This is a genomic window from Halobacillus sp. Marseille-P3879, from assembly GCF_900240285.1.
Taxonomy (GTDB): Bacteria; Bacillota; Bacilli; order Bacillales; family Halobacillaceae; genus Halobacillus_A.
In genome coordinates this window covers 84,563-97,181 of record NZ_OESS01000001.1, presented here as the reverse complement: position 1 = coordinate 97,181, position 12,619 = coordinate 84,563, and the positions used below count along the sequence as shown (strand labels likewise).

Sequence of the window (12,619 nt, the reverse complement as noted above, 5' to 3'; positions counted from 1 at the left end):
ACGAACACTACTCCTGCTCTGGATTTCTTAAATAATACCCAACCCCTCTTCGTGTTACGATCCACGCCGGGTTACTTGGATTCTCCTCAATTTTCTCACGCAGACGGCGAACAGTTACATCCACCGTACGCACATCACCGTAATAGTCATAGCCCCATACCGTTTCCAGCAAATGCTCACGGGTCATGACTTGTCCGATATGACGGGCTAAATAATGCAGCAGCTCAAATTCACGATGTGTCAGTTCAATATATGAGCCGTCTCGCGTCACCGTATAGGCATCAGGATGAATAGCTAAGCGTCCAATGGTAATGTCCTTCGTCTGCTGCCCCTGGTCTTCAGGCTCCTGCTGCTGCCTGCGCAGATTAGCTTTAACGCGGGCAATTAGTTCACGGTTGCTGAATGGTTTCGTTACGTAGTCATCGGCTCCCATTTCAAGGCCGAGAACTTTGTCGATTTCCGCATCCTTTGCCGTGAGCATAATAATCGGCATCGCATGATTTTTACGCACTTCACGGCATACTTCGTTTCCATCTTTGCTCGGAAGCATAATATCCAGCAAAATCAATTCCGGCTTTTCTTCATCGGCTTTACGGATCGCTTCATCGCCATCGTAGGCGCACACCACCTCGTAGCCTTCCTTCTCTAAATTAAATTTCAATATATCTGCAATTGGCTTCTCATCATCTACTACTAAAATTTTCTGTGCCATTTTCAGTCACTTCCTTTTTGTCAACTTCTATTCTTTCCCTCATTTTAACTTATTTCATGAAAAATGTCTTACTCCAGCAAAAAAGCCGCTACGATTCTTATCATAGCGGCCTAGCGTATTATTGTTGAACATGGTCTAATGGGTTTTCCAGAGAACCATTTTTGTGAAGTTCAAAGTGTAAGTGAACACCGGTGGAACGTCCGGTAGTGCCCATCACCCCGAGGGAGGAGCCTTTCTCCACGGTGTCTCCTACTTTAACATCCATGGATTTCAGGTGAGCATAAGTCGTTTCGTAGCCGTTATTGTGATCGACGACTACTTTGTTGCCATACGCTCCGCTCTTTTCAGCCTCGATGACCTTGCCATTATCAGCGGCTTTAATCGTCCGGTCAGAAACGCCTGCAATGTCAATGCCTTTGTGGTGAGAGCCCCATCGTTCACCCTGCTTACTCGTAATGGTTCCTCCTACTGCCGGCCATTCAAAATCGCCGGTGCCTTTAGAAGGAATTTCTTTTGTGCCTTTTAATACGATTTCTTTCTTCGGTTCCGATAGTTCTTTCTCTTCTATCGTCCCTTCGTCCGTCGTACGATCATTTCTCTTATCTTTGTAGTAATGTACTTCTTTCTCGCCGTCTTTACCCTCTTGTTTTGTCTCTTTTTCACCCTTAAGTAAGTCGTCGGTTTCGACTACTTCTGTCTCATGAGGGATTTTCTCTTTTTTTATTCCCTCTTCTTTAATCAGCACCTCAGTTAAAGGTTCCGTATCGGTTACAGTGACCTCCTGATCGATCTGCAATGGTTCTTCTTCCTCTAGTTCTTCATTGAGTTCCAGCAGCTTGTCTTCAGAAAGATCATACTGAGAAGCAATTTCTCCAAGAACTTCACCGTCTTCTACTTTATGAATCTTTTCTTTATTCTTACCATTTTGCAGAATCTCTACCGCTTCCTCGATATCGTTCATATCCGATGCTTCAATAATTTTCTCTGTCTGCTCCACATCTTTCGACAGTTCGACATCGACAATGGTCTTGTCTTTAATCTCCGGTTCTTCGTTCTCGTCTCTTGCTTCTGCTTCCTTCAGGTCCTCAGCATCCACATACTGTTCCTTATAACTGCGCACCGCTTCCTCAGCTTCTTGTTCACTTGGAAGAAAAGCTGCCGTCTCGTCGTCTACAGTCAGTTCGACAGCAGATACACCCACTTCTATGGATTCTTCAAGCTCGCGCACCGTTTCTTTAGAATCATGCGATGGAGAAAAAATCTTTTCCGGTACGTATGACACATCTTCTAAAAGCTCCACATCGTACTCCTCATGCTTCGCCTGTTCTTCATCTAAGTTTTGCTGAACCTTTTCTTCGGCTGTTTCTTTGTCATCGACGATACCAATATGTTTATCCCCTACATATACGTGGTATACAGTCTTTAGATTATCTTCGGCGTAAACCGTCCCAAAACTTAAACTTACAGCAAGCAAAGCGATGGCGGCAGCTTTCTTCCAAAGCCCCGTCGTCTCTTTCACGTCCACTTCCCCCTATGACAATTTCTCTCTCTTTTTCTGTATATTGTGTAGTTTTCTCGTATTTATTGACACTTTATCAATTTACCATAGTAATAAAGTCTAATGAACCGTTATTAAAGGATGTAATGTATTTATAATATTGCTTCCAAAAATCTCATGTTCAAATTAATAATCTACTCTTTTTGTGTAATTTTACACCTTAAATTGGAATAATATTCATGTATTTTTGCGATACGATTACATAGTTTTTTGACCTGCTATAAAATAAAAAAGCGCCAGCGAACGTGAGGTTCACTGACACTTCTTTGTGAGTGGCTCGGGACGGAATCGAACCGCCGACACACGGATTTTCAGTCCGTTGCTCTACCGACTGAGCTACCGAGCCGTAATAGGTTTTTTAAGGAAGGGCTTCTCTGCCGATTACTTCAAGCCACCATATTCTATTAAGCTGTATTAAGTAGAAATGGCGGTCCGGACGGGACTCGAACCCGCGACCTCCTGCGTGACAGGCAGGCATTCTAACCAACTGAACTACCGGACCGTGTATGATATTTCTTCTTAACTGCAACGAAGAATATCATACCATACCTTTTTTTAAATACGCAATAGATTTTTAAATTTCCTTGTTTTCCAGTAAAGAAAGCAGGTTATGAGGATCGGCTGATTCTAATAGAATGGTACGGTTCTCAGGAGACACAAACCCCGCCTCGATCGCATGATCCATTAAGTTCAGCAGCGGCGAATAATAGCCTTGAATGTTAAACAAACCGACGGGCTTTTCGTGAAGTCCGATCTGCGCCCAAGTGATCGTTTCAAATAATTCTTCCAACGTACCGAACCCTCCCGGCAGGGCAATAAACCCGTCAGCCAGCTGGCTCATTTTCTCTTTACGCTGGTGCATGGTATCGACTTCGATAAAGGTCGTCACCCCTTGATGCACGATTTCCTTTTCAAATAAGGCGGTGGGCATGATGCCTGTCACCTTGCCTCCATGTTCCAGAATCGCATCGGCCATGGCTCCCATAAGGCCGCTTTTTGCTCCTCCATAAACGAGCTCAATCTTTTTTTCCGCAAAGGCTTTACCCAGCTTTTTCGTCTGTTCGATAAATGCCGGGTCATGTCCCGTACTTGCCCCGGCAAACACACTGATTCGCTTCATATGTTCTCCTCCTCTTTGGTCAGAAGCGCTCCTCGTCCATCTGTAACCAAAAAAACACGCCTTCCTATAGTATAAGGAAGACGTGTCCTTCTATGAAAGTTATTCGCTGTACACGCTGCGGACAACGTTTGTCTGTGCGCGGTCTGGACCGACAGAAAAGATCGATAGCGGAATGCCTGTTAACTGAGATACTCGCTCCAGGTAGTTTCTCGCGTTTACCGGAAGTTCGTGCAGGGAGCGGACTCCAGTGATGTCTTCATCCCATCCAGGAAGCTCTTCGTACACGGGTTCACATTCCGCCAGCATCTTCAGGCTAGCCGGGAATTCTTCCATAACTTCTCCGCGGTATTTGTAGGCGGTACAAATTTTTAACGTCGGGATCCCTGTCAGCACATCAATGGAGTTAAGGGAAAGATCCGTAATCCCGCTGACACGGCGGGCATGGCGGACAACGACACTGTCGAACCAGCCGACACGGCGCGGACGTCCGGTGGTTGTACCATATTCGTTACCGACTTCACGGATTTGATCGCCGGTTTCGTCCTCTAATTCCGTCGGGAAAGGTCCGTCACCGACACGTGTAGTATAGGCTTTAGATACACCAACAACATGCTTGATTTTCGAAGGTCCGACTCCGGAACCAATCGTTACTCCGCCTGCGATCGGGTTGGAGGAAGTCACGAATGGATACGTTCCCTGGTCGATATCGAGCATTACACCCTGGGCTCCTTCAAACAGCACACGGCGTCCTTCATCAAGGTTGTCATTAAGCACTACGGACGTATCACATACATATTTCGCGATTTCCTGTCCATACTCGTAATATTCTTCTAAAATTTCATCAACTGTAAATGGTGTCGTTTCATAAACTTTTTCAAAGAAACGGTTCTTATCGGCAAGGTTCTGCTCAAGCTTCTCGCGGAACTCGTCTTTATCAAGCAGATCAGCGATACGAATACCGGTACGCGCTGCCTTGTCCATATAAGCCGGACCAATTCCTTTCTTCGTTGTCCCGATTTTATTTGCACCTTTTTGTTCTTCCTGCAGTTCATCTAGTTTCAAGTGGTATGGAAGGATAATGTGGGCGCGGTTGCTGATACGCAGATTATCCGTAGACACACCTCTGTCATGTAAGTATTGAAGTTCTTCTAATAAGGCTTTCGGATCAATCACCATGCCATTGCCAAGCACGCATTCCTTATCGTCAAAAAATATCCCTGATGGAATTAAATGGAGCTTATACGTAATTCCGTCAAATTTAATCGTATGGCCGGCGTTGTTTCCACCTTGATAACGTGCCACAACTTCGGCATTTTGTGATAGAAAATCTGTTATTTTACCTTTACCTTCGTCTCCCCACTGGGTTCCGACGACTACTACTGAAGACATAAGGCACCTCCGCCTGTTAAATTTACTTTTTCATTAATTCCAACGTCAGTTTATCAAGTTTACAGCCATCCGTCAACGCAAAACACGAACATTTTAATTTAAAATTATTTTAATGTTCGATTTATCTCAAATTCGTAATTACTTACAAATACTTAAAAAAACTTAAAATACTTGATATTATTATCATAATTACTTAAAATGACTTATATACTAAATCATAGGACGGTGGATGTTTTGTATCAAGAGGAACGGCTGATTGAAATCCTGAGCTATCTTAAACAGACGAAGCGGATTTCAGTGGATAAAATCTGCGAGCTATTTAATGTCTCACGCGATACGGCAAGAAGAGATCTCGTCAAGCTGGAGGAACAGCAGGCGATTGTGCGGACGAGAGGCGGGGCGATCCTGCCTACGAGTCATAATGAGGTCAAAGACTACTCTAACCGCCTGCAGACGGTCTCTGAAGAGAAGCTGGCCATCGGTCGTAAAGCCGCTTCCCTTTTACGTACCGGAGATAAAGTTATTCTCGACGCATCCACGACGGTCCAGTCATGTGCGGCCCAAATGGATAACATCGACATCACTGTGATTACGAACTCGATCAATTTAGCTGACCAGCTCTCTGCCAATACGCAGGTGGATATTCATTTATTAGGAGGGCAGCTGAACAAAGAGCACCGCTTCCTCTTTGGAACGTCAGTGATTGACCGGCTGTCCAAATATTATGTCGATCATGCCTTTATCGGGGTCGTCGGGATTTCCGAATACGGACTGACGAGTGCCCACGAGGAAGACGGGATGGTCAAACGGAAGATGACCGAACAGGCTCAGCAGGTAACGGTGCTCGCCGACCATACAAAACTCGGAGTCACAGATTTTTACCAGTACGCCGAGCTGGCCGATATCGATCTCCTCATTACCGATCAGACGCCCAGCAAAGAGTTTCAACAGCTTTTAGAAAATAATCAAGTGGAATTATTGGTGACAGAGGAGGAATAAATGATGAAGATGATTGCAATTGACCTGGATGGCACGCTGTTAAACAATGAAAGTCAAATCAGTGCAGAAAACCTGGAAGCGATCAAAAAAGCTCAAAACGAAGGCGTAGAGGTGGTTGTGGCCACAGGACGCGCCGAATTCGACGTTCGGGAAGTTTTCTCAAAAACGGGGCTCTCCACGTGGGTGATCGGGGCGAACGGGGCGACCATCCATACCCCGGAAGGTGAACTGTTTGATTCTGTACCAATTCAGCCTAAGGACGCCGAAGAGATCTTAAGCTGGCTTGAAGCCGAAGACTATTATTATGAAGTGTTCAGTGATGATGCGATTCTTACGCCGGAAAAAGGCCGTGATTTGCTTTATATTGAACTTGACCGGATCCGTACGGCGAACCCGGATGCCAATATCGCGGAGCTTGAGCATGCGCTTAAAAAACAATTCGGTCAGACCGGATTTAAAAAGGTGCCGTCTTACCGGGAAATTATAGAATCTGGAGCTCCCCTTTATAACGTGCTTGCGTTCACTTTTGAAAAAGAAAAACGCGACCAAGGCTGGCGCCATTTTGAAAATTACCCGCACCTTACCCTTGTCAGTTCTGGTGTGCATAACTTTGAGCTTGAGCACAAGTATGCTTCAAAAGGAATCGCATTAGAAAAGCTCGCCACGCACCTGGGCTATGATTTACGCGATACGGCCGCGATCGGCGACAGTCCGAACGACTTATCGATGTTAAGCGTCGCAGGGCATAAAGCAGCGATGGGCAATGGAAGAGATGCTGTACTGGAAGTATGTGATTTTATTACAAAAACGAATGATGAGCATGGCGTAGCCCACGCGATTACGCATTGGTTAAACAGCGTTCATTCATGAGCCGGCGTAACTCCATGATAGCGGGAGGCGTAACGGTAAGTGATGAATATATAAAAGAAGCCGTTCATCGCAGTTAATTGTGATGAACGGCTTTTTATTTGCCTTTATGCCGGCGGTATATCAGCATCGGTGTAGCGGTGGTCGAGGTCGACGAATTTGTTGTATTCTTTTACAAAGGCAAGCTCAACGTTGCCGACCGGGCCGTTACGCTGCTTTGATATAATAATTTCGATGATATTCTGGTTCTCTGATTCCTGGTCATAGTAATCATCACGGTACAAGAATCCGACAATATCGGCATCCTGCTCGATCGACCCGGATTCACGAAGGTCAGACATCATCGGACGCTTGTCCTGCCTGGATTCCACCCCACGGGAAAGCTGGGATAAGGCAATAAGCGGCACATTTAATTCCCGGGCTAACCCTTTAAGCGACCGGGAAATTTCCGACACTTCCTGCTGTCGGTTTTCCTTGGAATTAGCGCTTCCTTGAATCAACTGCAAATAATCAATTAAAATCATTCCAAGCCCGTGCTCCTGCTTGAGACGACGGCATTTAGACCTGATTTCGTTAACGCGGACGCCAGGGGTATCATCGATATAAATCCCGGCATTCGATAAACTTCCCATCGCCATCGTCAGCTTGTTCCAGTCTTCTGCCTCCATGGCTCCCGTACGCAGCCGCTGCGCGTCAATGTTACCTTCTGCACACAGCATCCTTGATACGAGCTGGTCAGCTCCCATCTCAAGACTGAAAATCGCTACGTTTTCATCTGAGTTCACGGCAACGTTTTGCGCAATGTTTAAGGCAAACGCCGTTTTACCCATTGAAGGACGGGCTGCGATAATGATTAAGTCATTCCGCTGAAACCCGGACGTAATGTGGTCCAGATCGCGATACCCGGTAGGAATGCCCGTTGTACTGCCGTCATTATTATGAAGCATTTCAATGTTATCGTACACATCGATTAGAACATCTTTTATATTTTTAAAGGCTCCTGAATCTTTACGCTGGGAAACTTCGAGTATTTCTTTCTCAGCGGAATTCAAGACATCCTCAATATTCTCTTCCTCGGCGAATCCGCTTGTCACAATGTTGGTGGCCGTCCGGATCAAGCCGCGCAGCGTTGATTTCTCACTGACAATCTTTGTGTAATACGAAATATTGGCAGCGGTCGGGACGGAATTGGCGATATCACTTAAATAAGACACACCGCCGACTTCTTCCAACACTTTGTTATTGGATAATGCCGTTGTCACGGTCACCAGGTCGATCGGCTCTCCGCGGTCAGAGAGCGTAAGCATTACCTCAAAGATCCGCTGGTGACTCGCCCGGTAAAAATCTTCCGGGATTAAATATTCCGCAGCCGTAGACATCGCTTCAGGCTCTAAAAAGACCGCACCAAGAACCGCCTGCTCAGCTTCAATGTTGTGCGGCGGTGTACGGTCATTCCATAATTCACTCACAAGCTGTTTCCTCCTCTACCTGCGAAACGAAAACGAACATTTATTTCTCGGCCACGTGGACACGAATCGTTCCTGTCACATCGTTGTGAAGCTTAACGGGTACGTTCGTATAACCGAGGTTACGAATCGGATCGTCCAGTTCAATTTTGCGTTTATCGATTTTTATATTATGGGATTTTTTAAGCTCTTCCGCGATCTGTTTGCTCGTAATAGAGCCGAACAATCTTCCATTATCTCCGGATTTAGCTGTAAGCTTCACTTCCATATCGGCAAGCTTCTCTTTTAGCTGTTCAGCTTCCTTTTTCACTTCTTCCGCTTCCTGCTCTTTCTTTGCGTCTTTTGCCTGCTGGGCTTTCATGTTGCCGCTTGTAGCCTCCACAGCTAAATTATTTTTTAAAAGGTAGTTACGTGCATAACCATCAGAGACGTTTTTGATTTCCCCTTTTTTTCCTTTTCCTTTAACGTCAGATGTGAATATGACTTTCATTCTTCGTCTCCTCCTTCATAATACTCATCAATTATATCTTGCAATAAAGCTCTCGCGTCTTCAATCGTTGTATCTTCAAGCTGGGTAGCAGCATTGGTTAAGTGACCGCCGCCGTTCATGCGCTCCATGATCACCTGTACGTTTACATCCCCAAGGGAACGGGCGCTGATGCCAATTCGTCCGTCTTTTCGTTCAGAAATTACGAAGGAACAAACAATCCCAGTCATCGTCAGCAGTGTATCCGCTGCCTGGGCAATGACCACAGGACCATACAATTCTCCAGACTCGCCTGCTGAGATCGCAATGCCGTCGCGGTAGATGTCGGCTTTTTCGATCAGCCGACTGCGCCTGACATACACATCAAGGTCTTCCTTCATGAACTTCTGAACAAGCACCGTGTCGGCGCCTTTTGACCGGAGATAGGAAGCAGCATCAAACGTTCGCGAACCTGTACGGAGCGTAAATGCTTTCGTATCCACAATAATTCCTGACAACAGGGAGGTCGCTTCAAGCATGGATAGCTTAAGCTTCTTAGGCTGGTACTCAAGCAGTTCTGTCACAAGTTCAGCCGTAGAGGAAGCATAAGGTTCCATGTATACAAGCGTCGGATCAGAAATAAATTCTTCTGCCCGGCGGTGGTGGTCAATGACGACGACGTGCTCTGTTTTCGATAGCAGTTTTTCCTCCATCACCAGGGAAGGTTTGTGTGTATCGACGACAACGAGCAGCGTATCGTTTGTGACAAGCTCCATCGCGTCCTCAGGAGTAATGAAATTCGACCACAACTCATCGTCTTTCTCGATCTCTTCAATCATCCGCTGAACACCTGTATCGATTTCGTCCGGATCGAGCACGATACTGCCTTCCTTTTGGTTCGCCTGGGCGATTTTTAAAATCCCGATCGACGCCCCAACGGCATCCATGTCAGGAGATTTATGCCCCATAATAAGCACGCGCTCACTGTTTTGCACAAGCTCCTTCAGCGCGTGGGAAATCACGCGGGCCCGGACTCTCGTACGTTTTTCCATCGGATTTGTTTTTCCTCCGTAGAAACGGACTTTTCCACTATCATCCTTGATGGCGACCTGATCCCCGCCGCGGCCTAACGCTAAATCAAGACTCGACTGCGCAAGCTCGCCCAGTTCAGGCAGAGGTACCGGACCGACACCGATGCCATAACTGAGAGTTAACGGCACATTTTGATCGGTAATTAATTCACGAACTTCATCAAGAATTTCAAACTTATTCCGTTCAAGCCGCTGCAGAATTTCCTGATTCATTACGGCGATAAATCGTTCCTGGGACGTCCGTTTCAAGTAAATCCCATAATCGCTTGCCCACTTATTTAAAATGGACGTCACCTGCGAGTTAATCTGGCTTTTCGCTGTATCGTCCATGCCCTGGGTAATTTCTTCATAGTTATCTAAGAAAATGATCGACAGCACCGTCTGCTCATTCTTATACAAGTTATGAATCTTAGTCTGATTCGTCCGATCAAAGAAGTACAGCAGCCGCTCATCCCGCTTTACCAATGTCTGCAGCTTGTACTCATCAATATCAACCCATACTTCCCCATGGTCTTCTTTAATATAGGGAATGAGGTCTTCCGACAGATTGTTCAACGACTCCCCAACAATCGTGTCCTCATTTGTGAACTTATTCATATACGGGTTGGCCCACTCGATTTTGTAGTCGTCACTGTAGAGAACAATTCCGATCGGCATTTCTAAAAGCGCCTCTTCCCCCACCTTTTTCACACGGTAAGAGAGAGTCGATATATAATTTTCCGTTTGATTAATCATGTTTTGTTCTGTTCGAACACTGTAAAAGATCGAACCAGCCAGAAGCAGCGTCATCATCAGCCCGAGCATCCACTGGTAATACCAGATGAACCCGAGAAGAATGAGAGAGATTGTATAAATGATCCATAAATGGCCGCTCATGGTCGGTTGTTTAAAAAAATTCGGCATGTCATTCAACTCCTGCCATCAAATACGGGCGATCTTTATTTATTCTGCAATCGTTCACGAAGCGAGAATCCTAAATCAATTATACCTAAGATTCGAACAAGATACAGCAGAATTGTTGGGAAAAGTAACGAACCAACAATTGCCAGTATCGGAAGTGCCTTTGACTTCTCTTTCACGTGTGTGTAATAAAAAATAAACGCAAAGCCCTGAAGGACGAGAAAGGCCCCCGCAAGCGTAAATACGTTAATCGCAGCTAAGTGCCAGATGTTATCACTATCATTAAAGATAAAGGTGAAAATTAACGCAAAAAAATAATACCATAATACTGAGATAGGAAGGTTAAAGTTACGGAAAGCCGGGAAATGAAACTTTTTGCCTTCCACACGGTTGATCACTTTATAACTGAGCCACTGGCTGATGAAAGCGTAAACGAGCCCCAAGATAGCCAGGATACTCGGCAGATAGTCAGGAAGGGATGTAAACTGCTCTTGAAGGGCTGTCAGCTGCTCCTCGGCTCCTTCACTGCCTCCAAACGTGTTCATTAATCCTTCCGTCGTGGAAAAAGCGTCCCCGATCGCTGTACGGATCTCGTCTGCCCAGTTTAGCCCGAAGAATAACTGAGAAATTAAATAGACGGCCACCAGACCGATAATAAAACCAAGCGAACCAGCGGCAAGGGTCTCATAAGCGCTCCTCTTCTTAAACATCGCTCCCCCAAGAAACAAACCACCGATCCCTGAAAGCAAGGTTACGGGCAGCGAAAAGACCGTCGCAAAAATAAATGAAAAAACCATGGCTGCCGCAAGCATAAGCAGTCCCGGCTTCCACCCATGCCGGTAGCTGTAAAAAATAAACGGAACGGGTAAAATAAATAGGAAGAAGGACCCGATAAATCCCGGTGTAAATAGAATTATCAACAATAATAGCAGGTAAGACCCCGTCATTAAAGCCCCTTCTGTAATTTTTCTTGTATCATTCATGATTTCATGCTCCTCAATGTTCTATGCTAACTTCCCTATTCTAACATAGAAAACCCACTTTCTTCTCCTCAAACCTCTTATTGACACAAGCTTTTGTTTCTATTCTGGTAGTTTGATATGATAGGTGAAACACTTAGAACCTAGGAGGCTACCATGCGCACAGATTATCATGTTCATATGGCAGAAACCGGCGACCTATCCGTCGACTACTTACGCACTTATATTGAAAAAGCGAAAGAGGAAGGCATCGAAGAGCTCGGGATCTCAGAGCACGCCTACTTCTTCCAGGAAACGAGAGACATTTTATCGAATGAGTGGGTTGAGAATCGCAGAACCCTTGATTTTGAAACCTACCAGCAAATGTTTGATGAAGCGAATGAAGCAGGTCTTCCTATTAAAATGGGGATTGAAATGGACTACATGCCAGGCAAAGAGGAGGAAATGAAAGCTTTCATTGAAGCCCATCCCTTTGATTATGTGATCGGGTCGGTCCACTGGATTGATGAGTGGGGCATTGACCTTGCGATTTTCCGCGAAGAATATGAAAAACGTGACCTGAAAGAAGTGTACCGCCAATATTTTGACCGGGTGGTAACGCTTGCTGAATCCGGATTATTTGATTTCGTCGGCCACATTGATGTGATTAAAGTATTCGGCTACCGTCCCGACGACCGCGAATTTTTACTTCAGCAGTATGAACGCGCTGCTGAGGCCCTGGCAAAAAGCGGTACATGCATCGAAATCAGTACAGCAGGATTACGCAAGCCGGTCGGCGAAATGTATCCTGACCCTGAATTCCTGCGCATTTGCAAGGAAAAAGGAATCGGCATTGTGCTATGCTCCGATGCTCATAAGCCGGCCCATATTGGCTATGCCTACGAAGATGCGATCGATTTCGCGCGCTCTGTAGGTTACGATGAAGTCCATGTATTTACGCAGCGCGAAGCCCGCGTTGAGAAAATTGATTGATGGGCCCGGGAAGCTTGTCCTGAAAAGCACACCCCATACTTAAGAGGCTGTCGAGATCCACTCGACAGCCTTCTGCTTGTGGAGAATCTCCTGATTTTC

11 protein-coding genes and 2 tRNA genes are annotated in these 12,619 nt (G+C 45.7%); 3 read left to right on the top strand and 10 right to left on the bottom strand.

Annotated features, from left to right (window positions below; genetic code table 11):
• Window positions 1-7: 7 nt before the first annotated feature.
• From yycF to C1A12_RS00570, 6 genes are all read right to left on the bottom strand, one after another.
• On the bottom strand, window positions 8-712 hold the full coding sequence (gene yycF, locus C1A12_RS00595) for a response regulator YycF (protein ID WP_101841914.1): 705 nt from the start codon (window positions 710-712) through the stop codon (window positions 8-10).
• Between the two features lie 118 nt (window positions 713-830).
• Window positions 831-2,231 (bottom strand): peptidoglycan DD-metalloendopeptidase family protein, encoded by a 1,401-nt coding sequence (locus C1A12_RS00590; protein WP_101841913.1) that lies wholly within the window; start codon window positions 2,229-2,231, stop codon window positions 831-833.
• A 312-nt stretch (window positions 2,232-2,543) separates the two neighbouring features.
• Window positions 2,544-2,616 (bottom strand) — tRNA-Phe (locus C1A12_RS00585).
• Between the two features lie 79 nt (window positions 2,617-2,695).
• Window positions 2,696-2,772, bottom strand: a tRNA-Asp gene (locus tag C1A12_RS00580).
• Between the two features lie 72 nt (window positions 2,773-2,844).
• Complete coding sequence (locus C1A12_RS00575; RefSeq protein ID WP_101841912.1) at window positions 2,845-3,390, bottom strand: TIGR00730 family Rossman fold protein; 546 nt, start codon at window positions 3,388-3,390, stop codon at window positions 2,845-2,847.
• A gap of 99 nt (window positions 3,391-3,489) precedes the next feature.
• A complete protein-coding gene (locus C1A12_RS00570; protein WP_101841911.1) occupies window positions 3,490-4,779 on the bottom strand; it encodes an adenylosuccinate synthase in 1,290 nt (429 codons plus the stop codon).
• Between the two features lie 234 nt (window positions 4,780-5,013).
• Here C1A12_RS00570 and C1A12_RS00565 point away from each other — a divergent pair, with 234 nt between their 5' ends.
• Window positions 5,014-5,778 carry a DeoR/GlpR family DNA-binding transcription regulator gene (locus tag C1A12_RS00565; RefSeq protein WP_101841910.1) on the top strand — a complete coding sequence of 255 codons (765 nt, stop codon included), beginning with the start codon at window positions 5,014-5,016 and terminating at the stop codon, window positions 5,776-5,778.
• A 3-nt stretch (window positions 5,779-5,781) separates the two neighbouring features.
• On the top strand, window positions 5,782-6,648 hold the full coding sequence (locus tag C1A12_RS00560) for a Cof-type HAD-IIB family hydrolase (protein WP_101843237.1): 867 nt from the start codon (window positions 5,782-5,784) through the stop codon (window positions 6,646-6,648).
• Between the two features lie 104 nt (window positions 6,649-6,752).
• On the opposite strand, the gene dnaB is transcribed toward C1A12_RS00560, so the two are convergent.
• From dnaB to C1A12_RS00540, 4 genes are read right to left on the bottom strand one after another with little or no spacing between them, the layout of a single operon-like run.
• The gene (gene dnaB, locus C1A12_RS00555; RefSeq protein ID WP_101841909.1) at window positions 6,753-8,114 is read right to left on the bottom strand and encodes a replicative DNA helicase; all 1,362 of its coding nucleotides are present in this window, start codon (window positions 8,112-8,114) and stop codon (window positions 6,753-6,755) included.
• 40 nt (window positions 8,115-8,154) lie between these two features.
• Window positions 8,155-8,601, bottom strand: a complete 447-nt coding sequence (gene rplI, locus C1A12_RS00550) for a 50S ribosomal protein L9 (RefSeq protein WP_101841908.1) — start codon at window positions 8,599-8,601, stop codon at window positions 8,155-8,157.
• The gene (locus C1A12_RS00545; protein WP_101841907.1) at window positions 8,598-10,571 is read right to left on the bottom strand and encodes a DHH family phosphoesterase; all 1,974 of its coding nucleotides are present in this window, start codon (window positions 10,569-10,571) and stop codon (window positions 8,598-8,600) included. Before C1A12_RS00545 ends, rplI begins: the two co-directional genes overlap by 4 nt.
• 35 nt (window positions 10,572-10,606) lie before the next feature.
• Window positions 10,607-11,551 carry a YybS family protein gene (locus C1A12_RS00540; RefSeq protein WP_101841906.1) on the bottom strand — a complete coding sequence of 315 codons (945 nt, stop codon included), beginning with the start codon at window positions 11,549-11,551 and terminating at the stop codon, window positions 10,607-10,609.
• 153 nt (window positions 11,552-11,704) lie between these two features.
• Here C1A12_RS00540 and C1A12_RS00535 point away from each other — a divergent pair, with 153 nt between their 5' ends.
• Window positions 11,705-12,520: a histidinol-phosphatase HisJ family protein gene (locus C1A12_RS00535; RefSeq protein ID WP_101841905.1), complete on the top strand. Its 816-nt coding sequence runs from the start codon at window positions 11,705-11,707 to the stop codon at window positions 12,518-12,520.
• The last annotated feature ends 99 nt before the right edge of the window (window positions 12,521-12,619 follow it).

Excerpts from the sequence above, each read along its gene's own strand:
- yycF (WP_101841914.1), bottom strand. The coding sequence starts at position 712 with ATGGCACAGAAAATTTTAGTAGTAGATGATGAGAAGCCAATTGCAGAT.
- C1A12_RS00575 (WP_101841912.1), bottom strand. The coding sequence starts at position 3,390 with ATGAAGCGAATCAGTGTGTTTGCCGGGGCAAGTACGGGACATGACCCG.
- C1A12_RS00570 (WP_101841911.1), bottom strand. The coding sequence starts at position 4,779 with ATGTCTTCAGTAGTAGTCGTCGGAACCCAGTGGGGAGACGAAGGTAAA.
- C1A12_RS00560 (WP_101843237.1), top strand. The coding sequence starts at position 5,782 with ATGAAGATGATTGCAATTGACCTGGATGGCACGCTGTTAAACAATGAA.
- rplI (WP_101841908.1), bottom strand. The coding sequence starts at position 8,601 with ATGAAAGTCATATTCACATCTGACGTTAAAGGAAAAGGAAAAAAAGGG.
- C1A12_RS00545 (WP_101841907.1), bottom strand. The coding sequence starts at position 10,571 with ATGCCGAATTTTTTTAAACAACCGACCATGAGCGGCCATTTATGGATC.
- C1A12_RS00540 (WP_101841906.1), bottom strand. The coding sequence starts at position 11,551 with ATGAATGATACAAGAAAAATTACAGAAGGGGCTTTAATGACGGGGTCT.
- C1A12_RS00535 (WP_101841905.1), top strand. The coding sequence starts at position 11,705 with ATGCGCACAGATTATCATGTTCATATGGCAGAAACCGGCGACCTATCC.